Source organism: Lacrimispora amygdalina, assembly GCF_900205965.1.
Classification (GTDB): Bacteria; Bacillota; Clostridia; order Lachnospirales; family Lachnospiraceae; genus Lacrimispora; species Lacrimispora amygdalina_A.
The window spans coordinates 344,956-371,696 of the sequence record NZ_OAOF01000001.1 but is presented as its reverse complement, the minus strand read 5'-3'; the positions used below and the strand labels follow the sequence as shown (position 1 = coordinate 371,696).

Here is a 26,741-nt window from a genome sequence, read left to right as displayed (position 1 = left end):
GTATTTAGGAAAGACCTCTCACCAGAATCTGGTGAGAGGTATGAAAATATTGATTGACGTTGCTGATAATTTGTGTTATCGTAAGTGTAATTGGAAGTTTTATTGCGAAAATAACCCATCAGCGGTTTTGAAAGGAGAATGTGATATGTCAAATGTATTATTTGTGAAAGAGGTAATTAAAGAATAACTGAATAACGGGCATATGGAAGACATGTTTTATATGCCGCTTATAGACTCTTATATATCGCTTAACTCCGTTAAACACATGATAAGATGTGTTTTTTTTGTGCATATTTTTAGAAAGCAAACCGCAGTGACAGCTCATAAGGGCTATTACCGCGGCATTTTTATGCCCTATTTTAACTGTTGGCAAATTTGTCTGCCAGCGGAAAATTGAAAGAGAGGCTGTTTTTTGAAAGAAATAATGAATGGATTTATAACAGCGGTTCACAGAGAACGCTATGAGGTGCGGGTAAAGGGAGAAGATCTGTATGCCAGATTAAAAGCGGGAATATATTTTGCAGTTCACTGCGAGGAAGAATTTCCCACGGTTGGTGACAATGTGGAACTTGAGTATAATCCACTGGGTGACTGTCTGATTATTAAGACACTGGAACGAAGATCTGCTTTTTCCAGGAAAGACCCTGATGTGGGTATGGGAGAACAGATTGTCGCAGCAAATTTTGATTATGTCTTTATCCTGATGTCTCTGAACTTTGATTTTAATTTAAAACGGCTGGAGCGTTATCTGACTGCTTCGTGGCAAAGCGGCGGGCAGCCGGTCATTGTCCTTACAAAAGCAGACATTGCGGAAGATACACACGAGAAAATGAAACTTGTAAATCAGATAGCAATGGGGGTGGATATCCGCATCGTTAGTGCTGTGACGGGTGAAGGCATGGAGAAACTGACGGAGTATCTCGCGCCTGATAAAACCACTGTATTCCTGGGATCATCAGGAGTGGGGAAATCCACGTTTACCAATTATCTGCTGGGAAAAGAGCTAATGAAAACTGGAGAAATCAGGGAAGATGATTCAAAAGGGCATCATACAACGACTCACCGTCAACTGTTTGTAATGGATAATGGATCCAGGATTATTGATACACCGGGGATGCGGGAACTGGGAATGTGGGTTGTGGATGACGGTATGGACGTTAGTTTTTCTGATATCAATGATTTAATTATGCAGTGCAGATTCAGTAACTGCACCCATAACGGGGAACCAGGCTGTGCAGTTGTGCAGGCACTGGAAGATGGGACAGTGACAGAAAAAAGGTGGAAAAATTACCAGAAAATTCAAAAGGAGTCCAGGTTTCAGGCGGCAAAGGAAAGCAGGCAGCAGGCGGTTGTAAGAAAGAAGAGCAATAAAAAAAAGCAGGGGCATTTTTCGAAAATAAATGAAACTGGGGGAGAATGGTAAATGAAGATTGTTAAGGCTGAAGAAAAACATGTGGAAGAAGCGCTGAAGTTAGCAATAGGCGAATATGAAAATGAGTGCAGACAGATAAAACAATTGCCGGTGATTGACGTTTATCAGCGAAACTGATTCCATGAAAAATATCTGCGGTGCATTTGTGAAAGAAGAGTATCGGGGAACGCATGTGGCAGATGATTTGCTGGCTTATGTATGCAATGTGTGTAAAAAAGATGGCATCGGTTATCTGGGAGTGGATTGCGAGACATTAAATCCGAACGCACTTCGTTTCTGGGGGAAGCATTTTAAAAATTACACTTACAGCTATCATCGGAGGATTGATGAAAGGATTGCTGGTTATGAATCATATCTGAGAAAAGAGTGGATATCTCATCTGTAAAATAGTACAATAGTGGATAAAGCTAATATAGGGGGGAGTTTTGAAATGATTTATTTATCACAATTTTCATTTCCCGATATAGAAGAAGAATACAGCTTCACAATGGGAGAAAAACGAACTTGTTATGATACTTTTTATCCATTTCAGATTCTGTCAAAGAATCAATTGACCAGGCTGGATTTTGAGCCGGTTACGATTTTATATGGGGGCAATGGATCGGGTAAGACAACCGCTTTAAACGTGATTGCGGAGAAGCTTTGTCTTACCCGGGAAGCTCTTTATAACCGCTCCAATTTTTTCAAGGATTATACGGATTTATGTTCTTATGAAGTGGAAGAGCCGGTTACAAGAGACAGCCGGATAATAACCAGTGACGATGTTTTTGACTTTATGCTTAATATAAGGTCTTTAAACGAGGGGATACATCAAAAACGGGAAAAGCTTTTTGATGAATATTTAGACTCAAAGTATTCCAGTTTTCAGTTAAAGTCTCTGGATGACTATGAGAAGCTTAAGAAGGTTAATATGTCACGTAGTAATACCCAGTCCCGATACATCAGAAAGAGCCTGATGGGGAATGTTAGGGAACATTCCAATGGGGAAAGTGCCTATCTGTTTTTTTGTGAGAAGATTAAGGAAAATGGACTGTATTTACTGGACGAGCCGGAGAACAGTTTATCACCGGAGCGGCAGCAGGAATTTTTGAAATTTTTAGAAGATTCTGCACGGTTTTTTCATTGTCAGTTTATTATTGCCACTCATTCGCCATTTCTTCTATCTATGAGAGGGGCGAAGATTTACGATATGGATGAGGACCCGGTTGATATTAAAAAATGGACGGAGCTTTCCAATGTACAGGCTTATTATCAATTTTTTAAGAAGTATGAAAAAGAGTTTCTATAAATACTAATATAAATATAGAAGGTGTAACTATGAATTTATCATATAGGAAAGCAGAAAAGGAAGATGCTGATTTATTAGTACAGATTTATAATGAGGCATTCTATGACGATTATATCAGATATGGGGAATGTCCCGCTTATGGAAGATCCAGAGAACGTATGGAGAATTCCCTGGAAAAGTATCCGAAGGATATTATTTACTGTGACAATATTGCTGTTGGAGTCATAGCTGTAGAAGCTCAGGGAAATGGAGAATATTATCTTGGATGCCTTTGCGTAATTCCGCAATATCAGGGGAAGGGGATCGGATCACAAGCTTTTGAGTTTATGTTGGATCAATATTCGGACTGGAAGAAAATTACTTTAATTACACCGGCTGATAAAGAGGAAAACGTTAATTTCTATACGAAAAAACTTGCATTTAAAATTGACGGGACTCAGGTGGATGGGAACGTCCAGCTGGTGCATTTTGTTATGGAGCGGGAACAGGCCAATGAAGAAAATAATTATCTGTTGTAAGTATAAAAAAGAGATCATAAAAGCAGGTCAGACAGTATGGGTTATTGTCTGACCTGCTGATTTGGGCTTTTTTAGTACTTAACATGATTTACACAAAATCAACTAAAAATTTTCTGCGGTTAGGTAAACGCAGTGTGCGTAATGCCCGTGCTTCAATCTGTCGTATTCGTTCTCTGGTTACACCCATATGGCTTCCCACTTCTTCCAGAGTATGGGGCAAATATCCATTGAGTCCAAATCTCATATTTACTACCGTTTGTTCTCTCGGCTTCAGTGATAGCAATTGCTTATTAATTTCTTCTTTGAGCATAACATCGACTACACTTTGTTCAGGAGATAATATAGTTCTGTCTTCAATGAAATCGCCCAGAAAGCTTGTATTATCGTCGCCAATCGGAGTATCCAGTGAAATTGTTGATGCAGAATCCATCATAATCTGCTCTACTCTTTCCACAGAAAATCCTGTAATATCCGATATGTCCTGAGTTGTAAAGGATTCCTGCTCCTGGTTGAGTTGACGCAGGGTGTTATTTAACGTGTTTACATCTTCTCTGTAATGAACTGGTAATCGTATTGTGCGGTCCTGCTCTGCAATTCCCCGGGTGACTGCCTGGCGAATCCACCATGTAGCGTATGTTGAGAAACGATATCCCAGCGTATAATCATACCTTTCAACAGCTTTCATGAGGCCAATGTTACCTTCCTGAATGAGGTCAAGCAGAGTTAGCGACTGAACGTATCCTTCATGCTTTTTTGCAATACTGACCACAAGTCTGAGATTGGAACAGATGAGCCTGTTCTTTGCATTTTTGTTTCCCTGCGCGGAGAGTTGTGCAAGATGATATTCTTCTTCCTGGGTTAGTAAAGGTGCTTCCCCTGCCTGTAATAAATACATTTTTATGGGATCTTCTATATATGAATCACGCTGTTTTTCTAAAACCGATGCATCTACATCCTGCTGTTTAGCTGCCGACATTTAGTCCTCCTGTATTCATGATAGTTTCTGTGCGTATTTGCTCTCAGTACCTCTTTTTATAAATAGAACACAGAGCCTATCATGTCATTTTGTAAATTGACAATCAAGGCTCTCTTTGGAAGCACCTTTATATTATGTATCGTTAATCGGCTGACTGCTCGGTGTTCTGTGCGGCCGCAAATTTTTTTTCTGTAATTCTTAAAACAATGCTGTCTGTTTCTACCTGCAGATCAATACGGTCACTTAAAAATTCAGGAATATCTCCTACAGTTACGATTGTTCCAACAGGTTTACCTTCTAAGTTAACAGTAACAGTATCAATCATATCTTCCGGCAAAGAAGCATATGGGATTTCCATCAACATCTTATCCAGCACCCCGGTAACAAAATCGGCATTTTCCAGAATGACGTGTGCCACGCTGTTTACCTTTGTCTTTGGGTCCAATGCCTGGAAATCGATATACTCAATTTTACTATCTGCAAAACATCTGCGGCTATCTTTAATTTGTGTTATGATTGTCTGATCTTCTAATTTAAGCTGAATCTTGCTTCCGAGCCGTAGTTTACGAAGTAATTTTTCAGCAGACTTCTCTTCCATCTGAATCGATATGGAATTAGGAAGGCTGCCACCAAAAATGCAGCAAGGCACAATGCCTTTTCTCCGCAATTGTTTTGCCTTAAATTGTTCATTACGTTTCTCTACTGTAATAGTATCCATTGTGATCCTCCTCGTGATTTTTTTTTTGAATAAATGAGGCCACTATTGAAAAAAGAAGGGCTTTCATGGTTTCATTATAGAATGAAATCAACAAAAGCCCTTCTTCAATAGACGGTTCTTTTTATTCAAGTAATACAAGTATAACACATATGCCAGAGAAAAGCAAATCCATTAATTGTATTATCCGCGGTTTGTGTGAAAACAGTCATTAATTCGTTGGTACCCCTAAATTATGGAATAAAATAGGTTAACAAACGACTGACGTATTTGCCGGCAGCCGGATATACAGGCTTTTACCGGTGCAAGGAAGGGTATTACTAAGAAGCTGAATCATTCAGAAAGAAGTTTGAGGTTGTGTAAATTCTCCATCTGCTGTAGTCTTATGAAGAGGGAGCGAAGTAGAAAAGGAGAGGTTATAATGGAACGAATGGAGGATTTTTTTGCGGCACGGGTTGACGGATATGAAGAACACATGCTTTCTATGGTAGAAGGCTGTGAACAGGCTTATGCGCTGCTGCCGTCATTTCTCCCGGCGTCATGCAGTAATTTACTGGATCTGGGATGCGGAACAGGTCTGGAACTGAAACAGATTTTTAAAAGATTTCCGGATCTTTCTGTTACAGGGATTGACTTGACCAGGGAAATGCTTGATAAATTAAAATGTAATTTTCCGGAAAAGAATATCAATTTAATATGCGGAAGTTATTTTGATGCTGATTTGAAGATGAATGAGTATGACTGTGCCGTTTCTTTTCAGACAATGCATCATTTTGAGCATGAAGCAAAGATTGGCTTATATCAGAAGATATTTGGAGCCTTGAAAGATCATGGAGTCTATATAGAATGCGACTATATGGTGGAAGATCAGGAAGAGGAAGATTTTTATTTTGCAGAGAATAGAAGAATCAGACAGGAGCTGGGGATTCCGGAAGGAGAGTTTTATCATTTTGATACACCCTGTACTGTTTCAAACCAGATTGCTATGTTGAAAAAGGGTGGATTTGAAAAGGTGGATTTGGTATTGCGGATCGGTAACACCACGATTCTTGTGGCATATAAACGGTGGAGCCAGAATATAGAATAAACATTGACATATATTACAATATAAGGTAATATCAGGTTATTATAAAGAAAAGAGAGGTATTTGTATGTTATGTGTGTCAGTATTGGAGATCGCAACTAACTAAATAGTTGAAAAGGAAAGACTAAGATTCTGTACGTAATCAGTCTGCCCTTTTTCGGCTGCTATGCCGGTAAATCTGCCTTACTGAATGCTTGACTTTTGCTAAGCAAAAGCTCATACCTTCCAAATATATGTCTGTACCAGACGGACTTTTTGAAAGCATAACGGTAATGTTATGCTTTTTTGTCATTTCCAGTGATATCTGTCTGAATTCAGGTCTGATTTGAGATCGCGGAAGCATTATGCCAGTCGGCAGATGAATCGGTGGTCATTTTTTATTTATTAAAAGGGGGAAACACATGGAAATCATTAAAACTGCAGGGTTAACAAAGAATTACAGGAGATTTAAGAAACAGGCAGGTATGATGGGAAGCATTAGGGGACTGGTGAGGCGGGAGTACGAAGAAAAACAGGCCGTGACCAATTTGGATCTTTCGATCAGAGAAGGAGAATTTGTGGGTATGATTGGCCCAAATGGCGCGGGTAAAACAACTCTGATTAAAATGCTGACTGGAATCATTGCGCCCACCTGCGGAACTATAAATGTATTGGGATATTACCCCAATGATTTAGATCATGAATTGAAACAGCAGTATGCAGTTGTCATGGGGCAGAAGAGCCAGCTGTTTTTTGAACTGACCGTAGAAGATACACTTCGCTTGTTTAAAGAAATCTATGGATTGCCGGAGGAGGAGTATCAGATTTCCAAAGAGTATTTTGTAAATCTCTTTCAGGTGCAGGAACTGATGCATGTACAGGTGAGGACACTGTCACTTGGAGAACGGATGAAGATGGAGCTGATTGCGGCACTGCTACATAATCCGAAGATTATTTTCTTAGATGAACCTACGATTGGTTTAGATGCAGTGGCGTCCAAACAGATCCGGGGATTTTTAGCTGAAATTAATCAAAAAAAGGGGACTACAATTATACTCACTTCTCATTACATGGAAGATATTAAGACATTATGCAAACGGTCAATTGTTATCAATCATGGCTGTAAAATCTATGATGGGGATACAGAAAAGCTTTTTGAGCAGTACCAGAAGTTAAAAAAAATAACGGTTACATTTCAAGAACCAACTTCTCTTCCAAAGATGGGCAATGAAGCACGGATTATTGAACAGACACCTTATAAAAAGGTAATTATGGTACCCAAAGAAAATGCTCCGGGATTACTGAGAGAACTTATGGGTTTACTTCCCAGTGATATATCTGTGGAAGAGGAGGAAATTGGAACAGTCGTGGAGAGAATTTACCAGAAAGGGGGAGAAGGTTTTGCGTAAATATCTGGAGATTATCAAGATTTTTATAAAGACGCAGCTTGCATGGCGGGGAGATGTGGTGATTCAGATTCTGTTTACTCTGACAAAGATTTTATTTGCATGCCTGCTGTGGAGAACGATATTTAAGGACCGGGATCAGGTTGCGGGGTTTACTATTAACAGTATGCTGTCTTATTATATCATCAGTTCTTTTCTGAACCAGATGGATATGTCTTCCCGTGTGAGCGGAGAGATCAGCCAAAGGATCAGAAACGGGACATTTTCCAAATATATGGTCCTTCCTGTAAATATACAGGGGTATTTTATCGCAATGGAATTAGGAATCGTGCTATTTTATCTTTCCTTAGATGTCATAACATCAGTTATCTGGATTTTCGCATTTCACATCAGATTTGTTTTTGTGTCAGATCCTGTTGCTTTTGTGGGAGCTATGATTTTAATTCTTCTGGGGCTCTTCTTCATGGCTCAGTTAAATTACTATCTGGGTCTGCTGACCTTGAAATATGAGGAAATAGGGACATTTCTGATGATTAAAGATAATCTGGTGGCTTTTATTACGGGAAGCCTCATCCCGCTGGTTTTACTTCCTCAAGGGTTTGTCGCGGTCATGAAGGTGTTTCCGTTTTATTATGTTACATATCTGCCTTCCATGCTTCTCATCGGAAGGCTTAAGGGGGAACTGGGAATGGGACTTTTGGTTCTTGCGTGCTGGTGCGTCATTTTACAAGCAGTTATTTATGCTACATGGCATAATTACAGGATTAAGTATGATGGGGTGGGGATATAATGGGAAGAATGAAAAGAAATTTACGTGTAGTCCGGGTATTAATAGAGATGCGTCTGCAAAATCTGATGATGTTCCGGCTCAGTTTTTTCGGACCATTTTTTGTAGACAGCTGTGTATTCCTGATTCAGTTGAGTGTATTTCAGGCAGTTTATTACAATGTGGACCGGATCGGAACATGGGGAAAGGGGCAGATGTTTCTTTACATAGGGACATTTTCTATGATTAATGCCATAAATATGGTGATCTGTTTTTTCGGCATTAATGGTATACCGGATAAAATTAAGAATGGAGATATGGATTTATATCTTACTAAACCGGTAAGTCCTTTGCTGCGGCTGACTTTTGAACGGATCAATCCGGGAGCAGTTCCACTCTTGATTCTCAGCGGAGTAATCATTGCTTCTGGGATAAGGAAAGGCGGAATTGAGATCACGCCTTCTCTGATGCTGGGATATATGTTCTGGGTGGCAGTTATGACCGTATTGTATTATCTGGTAGAAATATTAATTCGCTCCCTTTCATTTTTTATCTTATCCAGTGGAAGTGCAGTGATATTGGAGGAAACAGGACTTGCCTTGTGCATGCAGCTGCCGGGAATTGTATTTTATGGGGTTTACAAAGTGATTTTTTATATGATTCTGCCTTATGGGATCATGGCAACCCTGCCGGTTCAGTTTCTTACACGGGAGTTGACTTTAGGGGGAGTTATGTGGGGAATATTGGTCGCTGTAGTATTTACCATGCTGACAGCTTTTGTTTGGAAACAGGGAATACGACATTATAACAGCGCAAGTTCTTAAAAGGAGAAATGAAACGTGAAAGACAGTTACGTGTTAAGAAAAGGATACCAGAATGACGAATGGGAAAGGAAAAGCTTTAACAGGCTGGCTGGACAGATATTTGGTCTTGACTTTGAAAAATGGTATCAGAATGGTTACTGGAAGGACAATTATATTCCTTATTCCATCATGGAAGAGGAGGAGGTCCTGGCAAATGTTTCTGTAAGTCCCATGTTATTTTTAGAAAATGGGGAGACAAAGCGGTACATTCAGCTTGGGACGGTTATGACCTGCAAATCCTGCCGGAATCAGGGGTTGATCAGACGCTTGATCCAGGAGATCCAAAAGGATTATGAGGGAAAGGCAGATGGCTGGTTTTTATTTGCCAATGAAAGCGTGCTGGATTTTTATCCGAAATTTGGATTCAGGAGATCAGAGGAGTTTGAATACGTAAAAGCCGTAACCAATGAAGAGGAAAAATCTGCAATAAGTGTACCGATGGAAGATAAAAGTGATTATCTCAAGCTGCAGCAGGCCATGAAAGCAAGCTGTCCGCAAAGCAGTTTCTGGCTGGACAGCAAGGAGGAACTTACGATGTTTTATGCCCTGGATGATCTGGGCAAACATATATATTTTGTACCAGAGCAGAATGCATATGTCTTTGCCAGTATAAAGGCCGGACAACTGCATCTGCACCAGGTTTTTTCTCCGGACAAAGTGAATTTAGACAGAATTGCAGCGGCCTTTGGCAAAGAGGTGAAGAGCCTGGTCCTGGGCTATTCTCCTATAGATAATAAGGGTTTTCTATGCAGAAAGATAGCGGAAGCTGATACAGTACTGCATGTAAAAGGGTCAGCCTTAAATAGTATTGAGCGGGAATATCTACGGATTCCCAAGCTGGCTCATACATAAATAGTTTTAACAGGAATTTGTATATTTTTTGACTATAAGACTTGAAAAAAATTGACGGTTTAGCTGACTGATGATACAATTTCAGAATAAAAGGAACAGCAGGAGAAATCTATGGCAGCCGAACCAAATGAAAATGCACACGTAAATGAGATACACAAGGAATATACCAGGATCGATAAAGACTGGCTCAGCCTCCATTATAAAATATCCATAGCAATGGTATTATTTGCGCTGGCCGTAGAATGTATTATGGGCATCATACTGGTTCATTCAGATATGCTTAATACCACAGTACCCAGGTTTCTCTTTAAATTTCTTCTGGTGCCCAGTGGTGTGAATGCAATGTGTTTAGCCGTAGACCGCGCAGTGGTGAAATCAGATAAGATTTCCCAGACTGCAAAAATCTATACAGTATCCATTGTTAATACAGTAATCTGTTTTTCCCTGTTTACAGCGCATGGTGCGTTCACAGTTACATATTATGTGTTTGTTACAGCGGTGATTCTGACTACTGTTTACGCCAGCAGTATAGTTACGCTCACTACTTCCGTTACCAGTCTGGTTTTGCTGGTGGTTTCGGAACTGTTTATTACCTGGGATGTGGATAAACCCAGCGTGTTTCAAAGTACACTCAGACTGGGGGACTTTCTGATTGCACTCTTTATCATGTTTTCTGTATCAATGATATGTTTGGTAGTGGTTCGTTACGAACAGCGGAAAAACCGGGCCAGTATCAGGATCGAAGAGGAACGGATTGTGTTAAAGAGGAGGTTGAAGATTGATGAACTGACGGGGATTTATAACCGGAGAGCTCTGCATGATGCGCTGAGGGATCTGGAAGATTATAACCCACAGGACAATTATGTGTTTGGAATCACTGATATTGATAAGTTTAAAAACATTAATGACACCTGGGGGCATCAGACCGGGGATCTATGTCTGATCGCCTTTGCTTCATTATTGAAGGACAGCTGTAAAAATGCATCTGTTTACCGGTATGGAGGAGATGAATTCTGTATTCTCTTTTATCATACTAATATGAAGGAGGCTTATAAAACAGCAGTTATGATTCAAAACAGATTAAAGGAAGCAGCGTTTAAGGAACACCCAGGACTTAAGCTGACAGCAAGCTTTGGGCTGGCAGAATATGAGAATGGAATAAATGCAGCCAAACTGTTTATGAATGCAGATCAGGCTTTGTATCAGGCTAAAATATTGAGAGATTCCATACGAGTACATGAAGAGAAAAAATAACTGGATATTTAAAAGGAGGTTATTTGAATGTTTGATTTTTTGAAAAAAGAGAATACCATGCATCATAAGCCTAAATTAGGATTAAAGGAACTGCTTCATTATGTAGGTCCCGGGCTTTTGGTCACGGTTGGTTTTATTGATCCTGGAAACTGGGCGTCCAATATTGCAGCAGGATCAGATTATGGATATAAGCTGCTTTGGATGGTAACACTTTCGACAATCATGCTGATTATACTTCAGCACAATGTGGCACACCTTGGAATTGTAACTGGAGACTGCCTGGCAGAGGCGGCCCATAAACATTTAAAACCCTGGATTTCCAAAGCTGTATTGTCAACGGCAGTTCTGGCAGCAATTTCTACTGCTATGGCGGAGATACTTGGTGCTGCAATTGCTTTAAACCTGCTGTTTCGGATTCCGGTTAAGCTGGCATCGGTTCTGGTTCTGGCTCTGATCCTTTGGATGCTGTTTACCAATTCGTACCAGAAGCTGGAAAAATGGATTATTGGTTTTGTCTCTGTCATCGGTCTGTCTTTTATTTACGAACTGAGCCTGGTACATGTGGATTGGAATCAGGCGGTTGCCGGCTGGACTACCATTCAGTTTCCAAAAGGTTCTATGCTGATCATTATGTCAGTACTGGGTGCAGTGGTAATGCCTCATAATTTGTTTCTTCACTCAGAAATTATACAGAGCAGGCAATGGAATCTGGAAGATGAATCCATACAGAAGCTTCAGTTAAAATATGAATTTGCCGATACTCTTTTATCAATGATTATCGGCTGGGCAATCAACAGCGCCATGATTATACTGGCTGCTACTACATTTTTCAGTAAAGGCGAACATGTCTCAGAGCTTGGGCAGGCCACACAGATGTTAAAACCATTGGTAGGCAGGGGAGCAAGTCTGATTTTTGCCGCAGCATTGCTGTTTTCCGGAATTGCCTCAACAACCACAGCGGGTATGGCAGGTGGATCCATATTTGCAGGTATGTACGGTGAACCTTATGACCCGGACGATCCTCATACCAGATTTGGCGTGACATGGATTTTAGTCATTGCAACAGGTATTATTTTTCTGATCAGTGATCCATTTAAAGGTCTGGTATACAGTCAGATGCTTTTAAGCGTTCAGCTTCCTGTTACCGTATTTTTGCAGATTTATCTTACATCTTCTGAAAAAGTTATGGGAAAATATAAAAATGGACGTCTGGATAAGTTTTTGCTCCTTGTGATCGGAGTGATACTGACGGTTTTAAATATAATGCTTTTGGTTGCGTTTGGAAAAGGATGAATTGAAACGAATATAGTATGAGATAAGAAGATTGGGGAGCAGCAGAAAGCTGCTCCCTATTTTTGCGTCAGAGTATTGCGAAGCCGGTCACGGTTATAAATAAGGTGAAGTGTCATGGCATCCTGTGCCGCGATGGGATCATTCTTTTGAATTGCGTTTACAATCGCTTTGTGGGTTTTAATTGTTTCGTCTTTTAAGGAAGAATGAGTGATATCGATAAACATATCTATGGCGTGCATGATGAGTGGTTCCAGCTGGGGAAGAATCACATTTTCGCTGATTTCTGCTATTTTGGCATGAAAGAGTGCATCTGCTTCCGAATGGGACACTCCTTTTTCGTAACATTTTTCCACTTCTGCAGCCAGTAAAAGCAGTTCACGGGCCTGTTCGGGGGTTGCTTTTGAAGCAGCAAGGGCAGCGCTTCTTGGTTCAATCATCATACGGAATTCCACAAGATCAGCCACCAGCTTTTCTTTATTTTCTATAAATGTGAAGCCCAGCGGATCATCAGCTACACCGGTATTATGGCTGACATAGATTCCGGAGCCCTGCTGTACGGTCAGGATGTTGCGTGATGCAAGAGAACGTATGGCTTCCCTGAGAGTGCTTCGCCCCACGCCCATAAGAGATGACAGCGCAGTTTCGTTGGGAAGCTGTCCTCCTTCTTTTAATTTATTATCTATAATATATTTAATAATCCGTTCCGCTGTAATATCAGCAAGGGATTTTTGAGTGGCTGCCATAGTTCATTCCTTTCTTAATGTCTTAGTCTTATCTGATTATAAACGGTATTCCCAATTCCATCAAGTGCAAAATACATCAGATGAATAATATATAAAATAAAATATTGATAAGATGAATTAAAACAAAAATAAAAATATAATTAGTTAATATGCATAATAAAATGAAAATTAATTGGTTAAAATACATAAAATTAATTAAAACACATTGACAATCATATGATGAATTAATATAATTGCATTGAAACATATAAGACGAATATGAAAGGGGAGCAATAATGGTTAGTCAGGATATTCGAAAATTGGCTCCGGAAATGGATCCGCTTCGCATGGGAATGGGCTGGAAGGCAGAGGATCTGTCCAAAATGCAGATCATTGTGGAAAGTACCTTTGGTGATAGTCATCCGGGAAGCGCCCATCTTCTGGATCTTGTGGATAAAACAGTAGACGGAGTAAGGGAAAAAGGAGGAAAAGCAGCAAGATATTTTACAACAGATATCTGTGATGGAATGGCGCAGGGACATGACGGAATTAATTATTCCCTGGCATCCCGGGATATGATCTGTAACATGATTGAGATACATGCAAATGCAACACCATTTGACGGAGGCGTTTTTATATCAAGCTGCGATAAAGCGGTGCCTGCACATCTGATGGCAATCGGCCGCCTGAATATACCTTCCATTCTGGTGACAGGAGGCGTTATGGACGCAGGACCAGACCTGCTTACGCTGGAGCAGATCGGAAAATACAGTGCCATGTGCCAGCGGGGGGAACTGGAACCGGAAAAACTGGAATATTATAAGCAGCATGCCTGTCCTTCCTGCGGAGCCTGCTCCTTTATGGGAACAGCTTCCACCATGCAGGTGATGGGTGAGGCGCTTGGTCTTATGCTTCCCGGATCTGCTCTCATGCCGGCAACCTGTCCGGATTTAAAGGACATGGCGGCAAGAGCAGGACAGCAGATTACAGAGCTTGTAAACCGCGCAATTAAGCCAAGAGAAATAGTAACTATGGAATCGTTTGAAAATGCAATTATGGTCCATGCAGCGATATCCGGTTCGACTAATTCCCTGGTGCATCTCCCGGCGATTGCTCATGAGTTTGGTCTGGAAATTGATTCAGAACTGTTTGACCGGCTGCACAGAGGTGCTCATTATCTTCTGGATATCCGTCCTGCCGGAAAATGGCCTGCCCAGTACTTCTATTATGCAGGCGGAGTTCCAAGAATCATGGAAGAGATCAGATCGGTTCTTCATTTAGATGCCATGACAGTTACTGGAAAGACTCTGGGTGAGAATCTTGAAATGTTGAAACAGTCCGGATTTTATGAACAGTGTGAAGAATATTGTGCAAAAGCAGGAATTAAAAGGGAAGAAATCATCCGGCCATTTCAGAACGCAATTGGTACTGATGGGGCAATCGCAGTACTGAAAGGTAATCTTGCTCCGGATGGTGCGGTAATCAAGCACACAGCCTGTCCAAAAGAGATGTTCCAGGCAGAACTGAATGCACGTCCCTTTGACAGCGAGGAGGAGGCCATCGATGCGGTCCTGAATCATCGTGTAAGGCCAGGAGATGCGGTATTTATCAGATATGAAGGTCCAAAAGGAAGTGGAATGCCGGAAATGTTCTATACATCGGAAGCAATCTCATCGGACAAAGAACTGGGACGGACGATTGCTTTAATTACAGACGGCCGTTTTTCCGGGGCATCAACGGGACCTTCGATCGGTCATGTCTCTCCGGAAGCAGCGGAAGGCGGACCGATTGCGCTGGTAGAAGAAGGGGATATTATTAAAATAGATATACCAAACCGTATTCTTGCAATTACAGGAGTAAAAGGGGAACATAAGACAGAAGAAGAGATGAGGGAAATCTTAAAAGTGCGCCGTGAAAAATGGCAGCCTAAGCCGTCAAAATATTCTTCAGGAGTACTTAAATTGTTCAGTGAGCATGCAGTATCTCCCATGAAGGGCGGATACATGAAATAATTCTGGGAGGGTTTATTATGAATGAAACGTTTACCGCAGATCCAACAAGGCTGGTTATTGCAGCTTTGTGTGGACTGGTCATTCTGTTATTCTTAATTACAAAAGCAAAGTTTCAGGCATTCATTGCTATTCTGGTTTCGGCGCTGGCCATCGGATTAATAGCGGGTATGCCGGTCAGTCTGATTACAGGAACAGTTACAAAGGGGATGGGGGAAACTCTGAAAGGAATTGCACTGTTGATCGGACTGGGATCAATGTTTGGTGCGATACTGGAAATCTCGGGAGGAGCAGAACGGGTTGCCCTGACCATGATGAATACCTTTGGTGAAAAACGGGCTCCGTGGGCTCTGGGAATTACAGGTATGGTAGTTGCAATTCCGGTATTTTTTGATGCCGGGCTGATTATCCTGATTCCTCTTGCTTTTTCTCTGGCAAAGCGGTGCAGAAAATCAGTTATGTTTTATGTAATTCCCCTGTTAGCCGGTTTGGCAGTAGGACATGCATTTATACCGCCAACACCAGGTCCGGTACTGGTAGCCAATATGCTGGAGGTTGACCTTGGAGTTGTAATTGGACTTGGAATTGTGTGTGGTGCAGTTGCCATGATACTGGCAGGTCCTGTCTGGGGGAAATTCTGCGGTCAGCACTTTGATATACCTGTGCCTGCCCTGTACGCGGAAACAAAGGAGTTTGACGAAGGAAAGATGCCTTCCTTTGGAACGGTTGTAGCAATTATTATGATTCCTCTCATTTTAATTATCATTAATTCCATACTTGGCGTGATTCCGGAAGGAACCAAAGTGGATGTGTTAAGACCTGTATTCAGTTTTCTGGGTACACCGTTCGTTGCGCTGCTTCTTGCTACGATTGCAGCAGTATTCCTTCTTGGCACAAAACATGGTTATTCCAGAGAAGAACTGGAAAAAGTAATGACAAAATCATTGGAACCAACAGGTATGATCATGCTGGTGACAGCAGGCGGCGGTGTTCTCCGCTATATGCTTCAGGATTCCGGCCTTGGAACAATTATTGGCAATGTAATCGGAGCATCTCCTCTGCCCCTGGTTTTAGTCGCATTCCTGATTGCGTGTGCAGTCCGTGTTTCTGTAGGATCCGCAACGGTTGCCATGACCATGGCAGCAGGAATTGTAGCGGCAATGCCATCTGTAGCAGGTCTGACACCTTTGTATAAAGCGTGCCTGGTAATGGCCATTGCTGGAGGCTCTACTGTCTGTTCCCATTTTAATGATTCCGGATTCTGGCTTGTGAAATCCCTGTGCGGACTGGATGAAAAGACAACGTTCAAGACCTGGACAATCATGGAGACGATTGTGGGAGGAACTGGTTTTGTGGTTGCATTAATTGTTTCTTTCTTTATTTCCTGATGGTAATATTAAAACAGGGGCATAAGTGAGACTTTATATATGTAATATGATGGGCAGCCTGATGCTGCCCTATTTTTATGTTTTCTGGCATGTATAAATGTGATATGATATCTTTAGGATTTTACTGGAATAGTAAGAACGAAAAAAGGTATGATAATGATACAGTGGATTATGTATTACAAAATAGACAGCATACATGCGGGAGGTAATTTATGCAGACATTTAAAGAACTCTATGAAAGTACGGTAAGAGAAGCACTGGCAGGCAATTTCGATCCGGCTGAGACGGATAAGGGGAATGCGTATGATCCCAATCATCTGGACTGCCTGTTAAATCCCAGCAAGCATCCGATCGTAATCCGGACAGGCAGCTGTGACTGCGGGGAAGGAGAGCAGCAGGAGTGCCTGAAAAGATGCCCTTTTGGTGCACTGAAGGCGGAAGCAGATGGAGTGGCTGTTGATCCGGATCTGTGCCTGGGATGTGAGCGGTGTATTGACGGATGTGCCAGAGAGAAGCTGACAGCCAGTACGGATATTATTCCTGCCCTCAAAGCGGTCAGGGGAGCAAAAGGCCTGGTTTACGCCATGATTGCACCGGCATTTTTAGGACAGTTTTCCAGTGATGTTACGCCTGGAAAGCTGCGGAGTGCACTTAAGGAAGTGGGATTTGACGGAATGCTTGAGGTAGCTTTATTTGCCGATATTCTTACTCTGAAAGAAGCTCTGGAATTTGATAAAAATATTAAAGATACCGGGGATTATCAGCTGACCAGCTGCTGCTGTCCTATGTGGATCGGCATGATCCGGAAGATTTACCATCAGCTGCTTCCTCATGTTCCAGGATCTGTATCTCCCATGGTCGCCTGTGCAAAGGTGATAAAAGTGCTTCATCCCGATGCATTAACCGTATTTATTGGACCATGTCTTGCAAAAAAGGCAGAAGCCAGAGAAAAGGATTTAGCCGGAGCGGTTGATTATGTTCTCACGTTTCAGGAGGTAAAGAATATTTTTGATGCGTTGGGAATTGATCCTGCTGTTATGGAGGAGAGTGAAAAGGATCATTCCTCCAAAGCAGGACGAATCTATGCAAGAAAGGGAGGCGTCAGCGAAGCGGTAGAAAATACGGTAAAAGCTATCAGTCCGCAGAAAGAAATTCAGATCCGGACCAAACAGGCAGACGGGGTTCCTGGGTGCAAAAAGATGATTCAGGATATTATGGACGGAAAGATTGATGCAAACTTTTATGAAGGTATGGGCTGTGTGGGCGGCTGTGTGGGCGGACCCAGGTCCATTCTGGGAAAAGATGAAGGAACCGGGCTGGTGAATGAATATGGGGAAAAGGCCACATATCAGCATCCAGCGGAAAACCCTTATGTAATTGAGCTGCTTCACCGTTTGAATCTTGATACCATAGAAAGCCTTTTGGAGGAGACTGATCTATTCAGCCGTGATATCACATGATTTCAGAATATGGAGTTAAGATCATTGACTCCCATGTTCATATGGGGACCTATGGCCCTTATGAAATAAAAATAGAGGATCTGGTAAAAGAGATGGACCGGTTCGGTGCGGCACAGGCAGTGATCTCTGATATCGGGCTTAATTCTCTTGATGAACAGGGAGGTGAGAGGTTCCCGGATATAGATACAATCAGCTTAAACAGCCGTTCTCTCAAGATTATAAATGAATACGGTGACAGGTTTTTATTATTATTCTGGATTCGCCCCCTCTTTGACCAGAATCAGGATCGGCTGAACCTCTTTCTTTACGAAAACAGAGATCGGATCGGGGGATTAAAAGTTCACCCCAGAACTGCAGGTGTTCCTTTTAATTCCGCTGATTACAGCCCTTACATAGAGGTCTGCAGAAGACAGAAAATACCGTTTTGTATCCATACTGAGGGAGATGGTTACTCCAATATGGAATATGTATATGAAGCTGCCTCTAATAATCCGGATGTAACGTTTGTTGCAGTTCATATGGATTTAGGCGGGGACAGGGAAAGAGCCAGCGATTATATCTCTGGTTGTCCCAATCTTTATGGGGATACGACTTTTGTTTCCAAAGAGGAAATGCAACGGGCCATTGAAAAATGCGGACCGGAGAAGATACTTTTTGGAACAGATGCCCTTGTGTTTGGCAGGGACAGTTATGACCGCTATGATGGTTTTTATGGTTCCGTTCTTGAAAGCTTTGGCAGGGACGCGGCGGAGAACGTATTTTATAAAAATGCCAGAAAATTATTCTGGAAGGAGAAGTATGAATAGCAATTTGATTTATCCAAGAAAACATGATAAGGAAACCGTATACTTAAAAAATGTGGTAAAAGATCCGGCAATTGAAGTCGGGGATTATACGATTTATAATGATTATGTAAACGATCCTATGGATTTTGAAAAGAATAATGTACTTTATCATTATCCCGTTAATAAAGAGCGTCTGGTTATTGGCAGGTACTGTTCGATTGCGTGCGGAGCGAAGTTTATATTTACTTCTGCTAATCATACCCAGAGATCTCTGGCTACGTATCCCTTTGGGATATTTTTTGAAGAGTGGGATCTTCCGGTGGAGCGTATTGGGGAGACCTGGGATAACAAAGGGGATATTGTGATCGGTAATGATGTGTGGATCGGATATGAAGCAGTTATTATGCAGGGAGTACATATTGGCGATGGGGCAGTGATCGGCACCAGAGCTGTAGTAACAAAGGACGTGGAGCCTTACTCCATCGTGGGAGGGATTCCGGCAAAAACAATCCGTTCCCGTTTTGATGAGCCGGTGGTTCAGGCGCTTCTCGCTTTAAAATGGTGGGATTGGCCCGAAGAGAAAGTGAAAGCAAATTTAGACGCAATTACTTCCGGGAATATGAGAAAACTTCTGGAGGAACGGGAATGATGAGAACAGAAAAAGAGATGTATGATCTGATTCTCGGTACAGCTGAGCAGGATGACAGAATCAGAGGAGTTTACATGGGCGGGTCCAGAACTAATCCAAATGCAGTGCCGGATATATTTCAGGATTATGATGTGGTTTACATAGTAAATGAGACGGATTCTTTTATCAAAGATTCTTCCTGGATAGACCGGTTTGGGGACCGGCTTTTTATGCAGTATCCGGATGAAAACCCGGCTTATCCCCATAAGAAAGACGAGAGTTATGGGTGGTTAATACAGTTTTCAGATGGAAACAGGCTGGACCTTCATGTGATGATTCTGGATTGTGCCCTGAAAGATATTTCTGTTGACCGGCTCTGCAGGGTCCTGATGGATAAAGATGATATTCTCCCGGTGATACCAGAATCATCGGACCAGAGCCATTGGGTGAAAAGACCTTCGGAAACAGAATTTTTATGTACCTGCAATGAATTCTGGTGGTGTCTTGATAACGTAGCCAAGGGATTGTGGAGAAATGAGATCCCATATGTGCAGGATATGCTTAATCGTTACATACGCCCCCAGCTGGTAACACTGTTATCCTGGAAGATCGGAATCGCAACAGGGTTTTCATGCAGTATAGGAAAATGCGGTAAGGATATGTACCGTTGGCTGTCACATGGAGAATGGGAGAGGTTTTTAAAGACATATGCGGATGCTGAGGCGGAACATATCTGGGAGGCTGTTGAAAGAATGTGTAACCTGTTTCATGAGACGGCAGGATTTGTATCAAAAGAGCTTGGTTTTTTATATGACAAGACGGAAGCGTCTAACTGTATGGGATATTTAAACCATGTCAGAGAACTTCCTCCGGATGCAAAACAAGTTTATTAACAAATATTATTACTATTATCATGCAGTCCATACTGGTCATGAGGCGGGGTATTTTATAAAATATAAGCTTATAAAAAAGAATCCATGGAATCCTGTATACATTCTGCAGAATTCCATGGATTCTTTCATTATTAAATATCTTTTGAATGCCGTTCTCCTATCTGGAAGTCATCTGCATGCTCAAACATGTATTTAACTGTGAGAGGCTCCTGACCGGTAAGATTTTTAAAATCATCCGTAAACATGTCCATTTTGCCCAGTCGAATGGCCTGTGCGAAGGTCACCATACCCTCTGATGAAAACGGTGCTTCGGAATCTTCCTTAAATTTTCCGTCAGTGGTTCTGGGGACTCCCATAGAATCAAAGACAGCATAATTTTCTTCGTCCGTCAGCTCCTCATAGGTTACATGATTTCCCGTAACCTGATTTCCATATTCGATAAATTCAGAGATGGTCATTAACTGTGGTCCATTGATATTTAGAATGGATTTGTGATAATTCTCGGATACAAGAGAATAAGCGATAGCCTTGGCGCAGTCTTTACGGGAAATGTAAGCCATTTTTCCGTCGCCCTGGCTATTTTTCAATATCCCGTCCATTTTAGCAAAGGTAAAATAATTGGTGATCATGGCCTCTGCATACTGGGAATTACGCAGGAAAATATAATCAAGTCCAGTCTTTTTAATATAATCCTCTGTGAAGGCATGATCAATTTTTTCAACACTGGGGTTTGATTCATCTGACGCATTGACAAGGGAGGTATAGATGATTTGCTTTACTCCGGCTGCCTTTGCTGCATCTACTGCATTCTTGTGGGCATTCTGACGCTTTTTCCCAACAAACGGCATGGAAATTAAAGCAACCTTATCTGCGTTTGCAAAAGCTTCGGCAAGACCCTGGCTGTTGTTGAAATTCGTTTCATGAGTTTCAATACCCTGTTCCTCAAATTCTTTTAATGCTTCCGGATTATAACCGCAGAGAATGATCTGGTTCTTATCAACTAATTCCAATAAATACTTTGCTGCCTGCCCCCCTAAATTACCGTCAACACCGGTTAAGGAAATGTTTTAAAGCAATATTTTTATTATCTTTTAAATAAGCAATTTCTATACGGAATTGATGCAATCTGCAGACTGATCGTAGTCTGTGATACAAAGTTCTTTCTTGCAGTTTCTGTAAAATTCCTGCATTCAACCAGATCAATAAAATATTTTATTTTATCAAAATTCATATTACCCCTCTTAATTAACTGCTTTCTTCCATATATTCCATAATAATATTATAAACCGTTTAGAGACGCTCTACAAGAAAGTGTTTGCCTTTCTCCTTTTAACAGTGCTAAAATAACAGAGTAATACGAAAGAACTGAAACGAGTGACAGGAGAGGATCTATGTATGGCAACAGGCAGAATGAATCAGCTGGTAGTGATGGTGAATTTATGCAGCAGCGTAGTGGAAGGAATTGAGCATCTGATCGCTAGTCAGAGTAATGACCGGTTGAAGGAGGATGCTGTTTCCGGGCTTCTTACACTGGAAGAAAACTTAAAGGGACTTCAGGCGGACAAGTCTGTAATACATGAGACAAGATGGATGGCAGAAGTCATAAAAAACTGGCTTTTTGTTTATGACAGAGAGTTTAGGGACCGTCTGTACCGCTGGTATTTTAAAGCATTAAAAGAACTTAGAAATTTAATGTTTGCAGAGATTGAGATCTGTCCCGTCTGTTCGGGAAAAGGGACGGTGCATTACGGAGCATCTCTATACATGGAGGGGGATGAGACCGGAAAAGAGATAGTAAAACCGGTCCGTATCTTTATGAAGTGCAAAGAGTGCGGTAACTATTATCTGGCGAAAGAGGAACCGGGGATTATCAAAAGAAGGAAAAGAACCGCACGTTCCCGCGCAGGCTGTAAAAGAATACTTGCGGATATTGAAAGTCTGGCTGCTGATGATACCATACTGTTTATAGGAAATCAAAACAGCCAATTATATAAGGAGGCGGTCGCTGCAGGATACAAAGTCAGCGCTATTTTGGAAGCGGATGCAGTCAGCACAGATAAGAATGGCAGCTATGCAGCGGTGATCATTGACCGTCTGTCAGACAGCCGGGATATGAATGCAATTCTTGACAAAGCAGCAGACAGCCTGGCTGATGGAGGAATCCTCTGGTTTGACGGACCGGATCTTGATAAGTCGATGGATCTTCTGGTAAAAAAGGGGAGAGCCATATGGCGGAATTTGGCATCTGAGGTTTATCTTACCCAAAAAGGAACAGAGAATCTGGCAAAACTGTTCGGGTTAACGATAAAGTCCCGTAAGAAAGTGGGGACAACTCTGGGACGTATTGAGATAATCGCCCAGAAATCATAATAGAAAGAAGGAATGGAAATGGGGCATCTGACAGCCCGTGATGCGTACTTGAATTTAAGTGACCGCATTAACTGGTTTACACAAGGGGCGCCTGAGTCGGAGACGCTTTATAAAATTCTTCAGGTTTTGTATTCGGAGAAAGAAGCAAAATGGGTGGCACTGCTGCCGGTAAGGCCTTTTACGGTAAAGAAGGCAGCTAAGATATGGGGCACTACGGAGTTTAAGGCTGAGCGGCTTTTGGATCACCTCTGTGAAAAAGCGCTTCTGGTGGATTCCTATCATAATGGAATCCGTAAGTTTGTCATGCCGCCTCCTATGGCTGGTTTCATCGAATTTGCCCTGATGAGGACCAGAGGAGACATTGACCAGAAATACTTAGGTGAGCTTTACTATCAATACATGAACGTAGAAGAGGACTTTATTAAGGACTTATTTTTTGCTACGGAAACAAAACTGGGAAGAGTCTATGTTCAGGAACCTGTCCTGTCGACGGATAAAACCAACCATATCCTGGATTTTGAACGCGCCTCTCATATCGTGGAAGAGGCGGATTATATCGGGCTGGGGCTTTGCTACTGCCGCCACAAGATGTCTCATGCCGGTCATCCCTGTGAAATTAATGCACCCTGGGACGTATGTCTGACCTTTGACAATGTTGCCCGTTCACTGGCAGAGCATGGAGAATACGCAAGGCTGATTTCCAAAGAGGAAGCCATGGATGCACTGGAACGGTCCTATGCAAGCAATCTGGTACAGATTGGAGAGAATGTACGGGAGCATCCGGCATTTATCTGTAATTGCTGCGGGTGCTGCTGTGAAGCACTCCAGGCTGCCAGAAAGTTCAGTCCCATGCATCCGGTTGCCACAACTAATTACATCCCCCGTATATCGGAGGAGACTTGTGTGGGCTGCGGGAAATGTGAGAAAGTATGTCCTATCCTTGCTATTTCCATGGAAAAGGACGAAAATGGGAAGAAAAAGGCCGTGGTGGATGAAGAAATCTGTCTTGGCTGCGGTGTATGCGCCAGAAACTGTAATGTGAAAGCGATTAACATGGAACGAAGGCCAAAGCAGATCATTACTCCGGTGAACAGCACCCACCGCTTTGTGCTGCAGGCCATTGAAAAAGGGACTCTGCAGAATCTTATTTTTGATAATCAGGCCTTTGCCAGCCACCGCGCCATGGCGGCACTTTTTGAGACCATCTTAAAGCTGCCCCCGGTAAAACAGGCATTGGCAGGCAAACAGCTGAAATCCATATATTTAGACAGGCTGTTGTCTATGAATAAAAGAAAGCCTGTGGAAGCGGGCCCCAATGACGGGGCAGGCCGTCCGTAATCAAGCGGCAGAAAGAGGATGGGGAACGTGTTTGATAAATTAACTAAAAATGATATTGATAAAATGAAACAGGAAATTGAATACCGGAAACTGGTGGTGCGTAAGGAAGCGCTGGAGGCAGTGAAAGAAGCAAGAGCTCATGGTGATTTAAGTGAAAATTTTGAATACCATGCTGCGAAGAAGGATAAAAACCAGAATGAAAGCAGAATCCGATATCTGGAAAAGATGATAAAAACTGCCCAGATTATTACTGACGATTCCAAAGAAGATGAAATCGGGCTTTATAATACTGTGGATTTATATTTTGAGGATGACGATGAGGTGGAGACTTATAAACTGGTAACAACTGTCCGCGGGAATTCCATGAAGGGTTTAATCAGTTCCGAATCCCCTCTTGGCAGCGCAATACTGGGGCATAAGGTGGGAGACCGGATTTTTGTTAAGATAAATGAAAAAGCCGGGTACTATGTTGTGGTGAAACGTTTGGAAAATACAAAGGATGATGGAAGCGACCAGCTGAGAAGCTACTAATCCGCAAAGGCAGGAATTTACGATGAAAGATATGACAAAAGGAAATATTTCCTCCCAGCTGATTCGTTTTTCCATACCTCTGGTTCTGGGGAATCTGTTTCAGCTGACTTACAATGCGGTGGATTCTATCATAGTCGGGCGCTTTGCAGGAGAAGACGCCCTGGCTGCGGTTGGAACTGCAAACCCTGTTATGAGCATTGTGATTTTAGGAATCACTGGGATCTGTATCGGAGCCTCCGTACTGATGAGTGAATTCTTCGGTGCAGGAGATGAAAAAAGACTGAAGGAGGAGGTTTCTACAGTACTCCTTTTTGGCTGTTTTTTTTCTCTGATCATCGCAGTCCTGGGTTTTATTTCTTCCAGGACTATCTTAAGGCTGCTTCGGGTTCCGGATCAGATTTTAGAAGATGCAGCCACGTATCTGCGGATTATTTTTTTGGGAATGCCTTTTACATTTTTTTATAATGCGGTGGCATCAGCACTGAGGAGTGTGGGAGATTCTAAGACTCCGGTGCGGTTTCTGGCTGCAGCTTCGGTGTTAAATGGGCTGCTGGATGTGGTTTTTGTGGCATGGCTTCATATGGATGTCATAGGGGCTGCCCTTGCTACAGATGTTGCGGAGGCAGTATCTGCATTGCTTTGTATTATTTATATTTATAAAAAGGTCCCTCTTCTTAGAGTGAGCAGGAGAGAAATCAGGCTAAACCGGGGGCTTTTACGCCTTACCTTGAGCCAGGGAGCAATCACGGCTCTGCAGCAGTGCTGCCAGCCCATTGGAAAGCTGCTGATTCAGGGAATGATCAATCCGCTTGGAGTCAGTACGATAGCAGCATTCAATGCGGTAAACCGGGTGGATGATTTTGCGTTTACACCCGAGCAGAGCATCTCAAGCGGTATCATGACGTTTGTGGCTCAGAACAGGGGAGCAAAAAAAAACAGCCGTATCAAAAGGGGATTCCGTACAGGACTTATGATTGAAGCAGGATACTGGGTTCTCATCTGTATCCTCATTCTGGTTATTAAGGAGCCGGTTATGAAACTGTTCGTATCGGAGAACGATACCGGGATGGTGGCAATTGGAGTAAATTATCTGGGACTGATGGCTTTTTTCTACCTTATGCCGGCATTTACCAATGGAATTCAGGGCTTTTTCCGGGGAATGGGAAATATGTCTATTACCCTGATCTCCACACTCATTCAGATATCTGTGCGGGTGGTGTTCGTATCTCTTCTTGTTCCCGGGATGGGATTGAAAGGAGTTGCGTATGCCTGTCTTATTGGCTGGGCCTGTATGCTTCTTGCAGAAGTACCTTATTATTTCTGGTTTAAAAATAAAAATGAATTACTACAGGAGAGTGACAGATGATAAAAAATATTGTTTTTGATATGGGAAAGGTACTGGTTGACTATGAAGGTCATAAAGTGGGTACTGTTTTTATAGAGGATGAAAGGGAACGGAAGGAAGTCTGCACATCGGTCTTTGATTCCCAGGAATGGCTGCTGCTTGATATGGGGCTGATTTCAGAGGAGGATGCATTACAGAGAATGCAGTCCCGTCTGACCACGGATCACGCAAAGGAGATGGCAGAACTTTGTCTGAAGCACTGGCATGAGTATAATATGAAGCCTGTGAAAGAGATGGGAGAGCTTGTGAGGGAACTGAAAGAACAGGGATATGGAATCTACCTCTGTTCTAATGCTTCCCTCCGGCTGCTGACCTGCAGGGACATTATTCCAGGAATTGAATATTTTGACGGAGTTCTATTTTCTGCAGAAGTGAAATGCATGAAGCCGCAAAAGGAGATGTATGAGCATCTGTTTGAACGGTTTCATTTAAATCCCAGGGAGTGCTTTTTTATAGATGATCTGCTCATGAATGTGGAAGGGGCAAGAGCATGCGGTATGGAAGGATACTGCTTTGCTGACAGGAATATAGAAGGGCTTAAAGAGTGTCTTAGTAAATTAAATGAAGCGTAAATAAAGAATAAAAAAGATCAGGATTTAAAATTGCCTGGTCTTTTTTTGTGCATATTTGAACCGAAAGTTACAATTAAACCGTTATTAATTACATGGTACGTGCTTTTGTGACAAAATAGACTATAATAATCAGGGAAACGAGGTTTTTGAATTTTGTTATAAAACTGCGGCAGGAAATACGGTTTGAGTTTTTTGAGACGATAAAAATCAGGGG

At 42.1% G+C, this 26,741-nt stretch carries 28 protein-coding genes; 23 read left to right on the top strand and 5 right to left on the bottom strand.

Annotated elements, in window-relative coordinates; translation table 11 throughout:
• Positions 1–412 precede the first annotated feature (412 nt).
• Genes rsgA through CRO04_RS01705 form a run of 5 tightly spaced genes read left to right on the top strand, consistent with a single transcriptional unit; the run spans position 413 to position 3,238 of the window.
• Positions 413–1,423, top strand: coding sequence for a ribosome small subunit-dependent GTPase A (rsgA, locus tag CRO04_RS01720; RefSeq protein ID WP_097002497.1), 1,011 nt, complete (start codon positions 413–415; stop codon positions 1,421–1,423).
• A complete protein-coding gene (locus tag CRO04_RS26995) occupies positions 1,424–1,549 on the top strand; it encodes a hypothetical protein (RefSeq protein WP_278321344.1) in 126 nt (41 codons plus the stop codon). It abuts the gene before it with no gap.
• 4 nt (positions 1,550–1,553) lie between these two features.
• Positions 1,554–1,817 carry a GNAT family N-acetyltransferase gene (locus CRO04_RS01715; protein ID WP_097002496.1) on the top strand — a complete coding sequence of 88 codons (264 nt, stop codon included), beginning with the start codon at positions 1,554–1,556 and terminating at the stop codon, positions 1,815–1,817.
• A 45-nt stretch (positions 1,818–1,862) separates the two neighbouring features.
• Positions 1,863–2,720 carry an AAA family ATPase gene (locus CRO04_RS01710; protein ID WP_097002495.1) on the top strand — a complete coding sequence of 286 codons (858 nt, stop codon included), beginning with the start codon at positions 1,863–1,865 and terminating at the stop codon, positions 2,718–2,720.
• A 29-nt stretch (positions 2,721–2,749) separates the two neighbouring features.
• Complete coding sequence (locus CRO04_RS01705; protein WP_097002494.1) at positions 2,750–3,238, top strand: GNAT family N-acetyltransferase; 489 nt, start codon at positions 2,750–2,752, stop codon at positions 3,236–3,238.
• 88 nt (positions 3,239–3,326) lie between these two features.
• Here the strand turns inward: CRO04_RS01705 and CRO04_RS01700 are convergent, their stop codons facing one another.
• On the bottom strand, positions 3,327–4,214 hold the full coding sequence (locus tag CRO04_RS01700) for a sigma-70 family RNA polymerase sigma factor (RefSeq protein ID WP_097002493.1): 888 nt from the start codon (positions 4,212–4,214) through the stop codon (positions 3,327–3,329).
• A gap of 142 nt (positions 4,215–4,356) precedes the next feature.
• Complete coding sequence (locus CRO04_RS01695; RefSeq protein WP_097002492.1) at positions 4,357–4,932, bottom strand: hypothetical protein; 576 nt, start codon at positions 4,930–4,932, stop codon at positions 4,357–4,359.
• Positions 4,933–5,350: 418 nt separating this feature from the next.
• Between CRO04_RS01695 and CRO04_RS01690 the strand changes: the two genes are divergently transcribed.
• From CRO04_RS01690 to CRO04_RS01660, 7 genes are all read left to right on the top strand, one after another.
• On the top strand, positions 5,351–6,016 hold the full coding sequence (locus CRO04_RS01690; protein WP_097002491.1) for a class I SAM-dependent methyltransferase: 666 nt from the start codon (positions 5,351–5,353) through the stop codon (positions 6,014–6,016).
• A gap of 398 nt (positions 6,017–6,414) precedes the next feature.
• Entirely contained in the window at positions 6,415–7,401 is a 987-nt protein-coding gene (locus CRO04_RS01685) for an ABC transporter ATP-binding protein (RefSeq protein ID WP_097002490.1), read from the top strand.
• Positions 7,394–8,188, top strand: a complete 795-nt coding sequence (locus CRO04_RS01680) for an ABC transporter permease (RefSeq protein ID WP_097002489.1) — start codon at positions 7,394–7,396, stop codon at positions 8,186–8,188. Before CRO04_RS01685 ends, CRO04_RS01680 begins: the two co-directional genes overlap by 8 nt.
• Positions 8,188–8,988 (top strand): ABC transporter permease, encoded by an 801-nt coding sequence (locus CRO04_RS01675; protein WP_242974310.1) that lies wholly within the window; start codon positions 8,188–8,190, stop codon positions 8,986–8,988. Before CRO04_RS01680 ends, CRO04_RS01675 begins: the two co-directional genes overlap by 1 nt.
• A gap of 15 nt (positions 8,989–9,003) precedes the next feature.
• Positions 9,004–9,879, top strand: a complete 876-nt coding sequence (locus CRO04_RS01670; protein ID WP_097002488.1) for a GNAT family N-acetyltransferase — start codon at positions 9,004–9,006, stop codon at positions 9,877–9,879.
• A 111-nt stretch (positions 9,880–9,990) separates the two neighbouring features.
• Positions 9,991–11,133: a GGDEF domain-containing protein gene (locus CRO04_RS01665; protein WP_097002487.1), complete on the top strand. Its 1,143-nt coding sequence runs from the start codon at positions 9,991–9,993 to the stop codon at positions 11,131–11,133.
• A 27-nt stretch (positions 11,134–11,160) separates the two neighbouring features.
• On the top strand, positions 11,161–12,426 hold the full coding sequence (locus tag CRO04_RS01660; RefSeq protein WP_097002486.1) for an Nramp family divalent metal transporter: 1,266 nt from the start codon (positions 11,161–11,163) through the stop codon (positions 12,424–12,426).
• Between the two features lie 56 nt (positions 12,427–12,482).
• Here the strand turns inward: CRO04_RS01660 and CRO04_RS01655 are convergent, their stop codons facing one another.
• Positions 12,483–13,169 carry a FadR/GntR family transcriptional regulator gene (locus CRO04_RS01655; protein ID WP_097002485.1) on the bottom strand — a complete coding sequence of 229 codons (687 nt, stop codon included), beginning with the start codon at positions 13,167–13,169 and terminating at the stop codon, positions 12,483–12,485.
• 275 nt (positions 13,170–13,444) lie between these two features.
• Between CRO04_RS01655 and ilvD the strand changes: the two genes are divergently transcribed.
• The 6 genes from ilvD to CRO04_RS01625 all read left to right on the top strand — a co-directional run bounded on the left by ilvD (position 13,445) and on the right by CRO04_RS01625 (position 20,311).
• Entirely contained in the window at positions 13,445–15,160 is a 1,716-nt protein-coding gene (gene ilvD, locus CRO04_RS01650) for a dihydroxy-acid dehydratase (protein ID WP_097002484.1), read from the top strand.
• A gap of 17 nt (positions 15,161–15,177) precedes the next feature.
• Positions 15,178–16,545 carry a GntP family permease gene (locus CRO04_RS01645; RefSeq protein ID WP_097002483.1) on the top strand — a complete coding sequence of 456 codons (1,368 nt, stop codon included), beginning with the start codon at positions 15,178–15,180 and terminating at the stop codon, positions 16,543–16,545.
• A 212-nt stretch (positions 16,546–16,757) separates the two neighbouring features.
• Positions 16,758–18,005 carry a [Fe-Fe] hydrogenase large subunit C-terminal domain-containing protein gene (locus CRO04_RS01640; protein ID WP_097002482.1) on the top strand — a complete coding sequence of 416 codons (1,248 nt, stop codon included), beginning with the start codon at positions 16,758–16,760 and terminating at the stop codon, positions 18,003–18,005.
• Entirely contained in the window at positions 18,002–18,811 is an 810-nt protein-coding gene (locus CRO04_RS01635) for an amidohydrolase family protein (protein ID WP_097002481.1), read from the top strand. The genes CRO04_RS01640 and CRO04_RS01635 overlap by 4 nt, the downstream gene beginning before the upstream one ends.
• Positions 18,804–19,439 (top strand): CatB-related O-acetyltransferase, encoded by a 636-nt coding sequence (locus CRO04_RS01630; RefSeq protein WP_097002480.1) that lies wholly within the window; start codon positions 18,804–18,806, stop codon positions 19,437–19,439. The genes CRO04_RS01635 and CRO04_RS01630 overlap by 8 nt, the downstream gene beginning before the upstream one ends.
• Positions 19,436–20,311, top strand: a complete 876-nt coding sequence (locus tag CRO04_RS01625; protein ID WP_330400750.1) for an aminoglycoside 6-adenylyltransferase — start codon at positions 19,436–19,438, stop codon at positions 20,309–20,311. Before CRO04_RS01630 ends, CRO04_RS01625 begins: the two co-directional genes overlap by 4 nt.
• A 131-nt stretch (positions 20,312–20,442) precedes the next feature.
• On the opposite strand, the gene CRO04_RS01620 is transcribed toward CRO04_RS01625, so the two are convergent.
• Positions 20,443–21,375, bottom strand: a complete 933-nt coding sequence (locus CRO04_RS01620) for an NAD(P)H-binding protein (RefSeq protein ID WP_278321350.1) — start codon at positions 21,373–21,375, stop codon at positions 20,443–20,445.
• Between the two features lie 20 nt (positions 21,376–21,395).
• Positions 21,396–21,542 carry a LysR family transcriptional regulator gene (locus CRO04_RS25930; RefSeq protein ID WP_207654383.1) on the bottom strand — a complete coding sequence of 49 codons (147 nt, stop codon included), beginning with the start codon at positions 21,540–21,542 and terminating at the stop codon, positions 21,396–21,398.
• A gap of 164 nt (positions 21,543–21,706) precedes the next feature.
• Between CRO04_RS25930 and CRO04_RS01615 the strand changes: the two genes are divergently transcribed.
• Genes CRO04_RS01615 through CRO04_RS01595 form a run of 5 tightly spaced genes read left to right on the top strand, consistent with a single transcriptional unit; the run spans position 21,707 to position 26,527 of the window.
• Positions 21,707–22,681: a hypothetical protein gene (locus CRO04_RS01615; protein WP_097002479.1), complete on the top strand. Its 975-nt coding sequence runs from the start codon at positions 21,707–21,709 to the stop codon at positions 22,679–22,681.
• Positions 22,682–22,699: 18 nt separating this feature from the next.
• Entirely contained in the window at positions 22,700–24,019 is a 1,320-nt protein-coding gene (locus CRO04_RS01610) for a 4Fe-4S dicluster domain-containing protein (RefSeq protein ID WP_097002478.1), read from the top strand.
• 27 nt (positions 24,020–24,046) lie between these two features.
• Complete coding sequence (locus tag CRO04_RS01605) at positions 24,047–24,550, top strand: GreA/GreB family elongation factor (RefSeq protein WP_097002477.1); 504 nt, start codon at positions 24,047–24,049, stop codon at positions 24,548–24,550.
• A gap of 22 nt (positions 24,551–24,572) precedes the next feature.
• Positions 24,573–25,916 carry an MATE family efflux transporter gene (locus CRO04_RS01600; RefSeq protein WP_242974308.1) on the top strand — a complete coding sequence of 448 codons (1,344 nt, stop codon included), beginning with the start codon at positions 24,573–24,575 and terminating at the stop codon, positions 25,914–25,916.
• Positions 25,913–26,527, top strand: coding sequence for an HAD family hydrolase (locus CRO04_RS01595; protein ID WP_097002476.1), 615 nt, complete (start codon positions 25,913–25,915; stop codon positions 26,525–26,527). The genes CRO04_RS01600 and CRO04_RS01595 overlap by 4 nt, the downstream gene beginning before the upstream one ends.
• The last annotated feature ends 214 nt before the right edge of the window (positions 26,528–26,741 follow it).

Bases quoted from the DNA above. Each gene is read 5' to 3' on its own strand.
- CRO04_RS26995 (WP_278321344.1), top strand. From the start codon at position 1,424: ATGAAGATTGTTAAGGCTGAAGAAAAACATGTGGAAGAAGCGCTGAAG.
- CRO04_RS01715 (WP_097002496.1), top strand. From the start codon at position 1,554: ATGAAAAATATCTGCGGTGCATTTGTGAAAGAAGAGTATCGGGGAACG.
- CRO04_RS01710 (WP_097002495.1), top strand. From the start codon at position 1,863: ATGATTTATTTATCACAATTTTCATTTCCCGATATAGAAGAAGAATAC.
- CRO04_RS01705 (WP_097002494.1), top strand. From the start codon at position 2,750: ATGAATTTATCATATAGGAAAGCAGAAAAGGAAGATGCTGATTTATTA.
- CRO04_RS01700 (WP_097002493.1), bottom strand. From the start codon at position 4,214: ATGTCGGCAGCTAAACAGCAGGATGTAGATGCATCGGTTTTAGAAAAA.
- CRO04_RS01695 (WP_097002492.1), bottom strand. From the start codon at position 4,932: ATGGATACTATTACAGTAGAGAAACGTAATGAACAATTTAAGGCAAAA.
- CRO04_RS01690 (WP_097002491.1), top strand. From the start codon at position 5,351: ATGGAACGAATGGAGGATTTTTTTGCGGCACGGGTTGACGGATATGAA.
- CRO04_RS01685 (WP_097002490.1), top strand. From the start codon at position 6,415: ATGGAAATCATTAAAACTGCAGGGTTAACAAAGAATTACAGGAGATTT.
- CRO04_RS01675 (WP_242974310.1), top strand. From the start codon at position 8,188: ATGGGAAGAATGAAAAGAAATTTACGTGTAGTCCGGGTATTAATAGAG.
- CRO04_RS01665 (WP_097002487.1), top strand. From the start codon at position 9,991: ATGGCAGCCGAACCAAATGAAAATGCACACGTAAATGAGATACACAAG.
- CRO04_RS01660 (WP_097002486.1), top strand. From the start codon at position 11,161: ATGTTTGATTTTTTGAAAAAAGAGAATACCATGCATCATAAGCCTAAA.
- CRO04_RS01655 (WP_097002485.1), bottom strand. From the start codon at position 13,169: ATGGCAGCCACTCAAAAATCCCTTGCTGATATTACAGCGGAACGGATT.
- ilvD (WP_097002484.1), top strand. From the start codon at position 13,445: ATGGTTAGTCAGGATATTCGAAAATTGGCTCCGGAAATGGATCCGCTT.
- CRO04_RS01645 (WP_097002483.1), top strand. From the start codon at position 15,178: ATGAATGAAACGTTTACCGCAGATCCAACAAGGCTGGTTATTGCAGCT.
- CRO04_RS01640 (WP_097002482.1), top strand. From the start codon at position 16,758: ATGCAGACATTTAAAGAACTCTATGAAAGTACGGTAAGAGAAGCACTG.
- CRO04_RS01635 (WP_097002481.1), top strand. From the start codon at position 18,002: ATGATTTCAGAATATGGAGTTAAGATCATTGACTCCCATGTTCATATG.
- CRO04_RS01630 (WP_097002480.1), top strand. From the start codon at position 18,804: ATGAATAGCAATTTGATTTATCCAAGAAAACATGATAAGGAAACCGTA.
- CRO04_RS01625 (WP_330400750.1), top strand. From the start codon at position 19,436: ATGATGAGAACAGAAAAAGAGATGTATGATCTGATTCTCGGTACAGCT.
- CRO04_RS25930 (WP_207654383.1), bottom strand. From the start codon at position 21,542: ATGAATTTTGATAAAATAAAATATTTTATTGATCTGGTTGAATGCAGG.
- CRO04_RS01615 (WP_097002479.1), top strand. From the start codon at position 21,707: ATGGCAACAGGCAGAATGAATCAGCTGGTAGTGATGGTGAATTTATGC.
- CRO04_RS01610 (WP_097002478.1), top strand. From the start codon at position 22,700: ATGGGGCATCTGACAGCCCGTGATGCGTACTTGAATTTAAGTGACCGC.
- CRO04_RS01600 (WP_242974308.1), top strand. From the start codon at position 24,573: ATGAAAGATATGACAAAAGGAAATATTTCCTCCCAGCTGATTCGTTTT.
- CRO04_RS01595 (WP_097002476.1), top strand. From the start codon at position 25,913: ATGATAAAAAATATTGTTTTTGATATGGGAAAGGTACTGGTTGACTAT.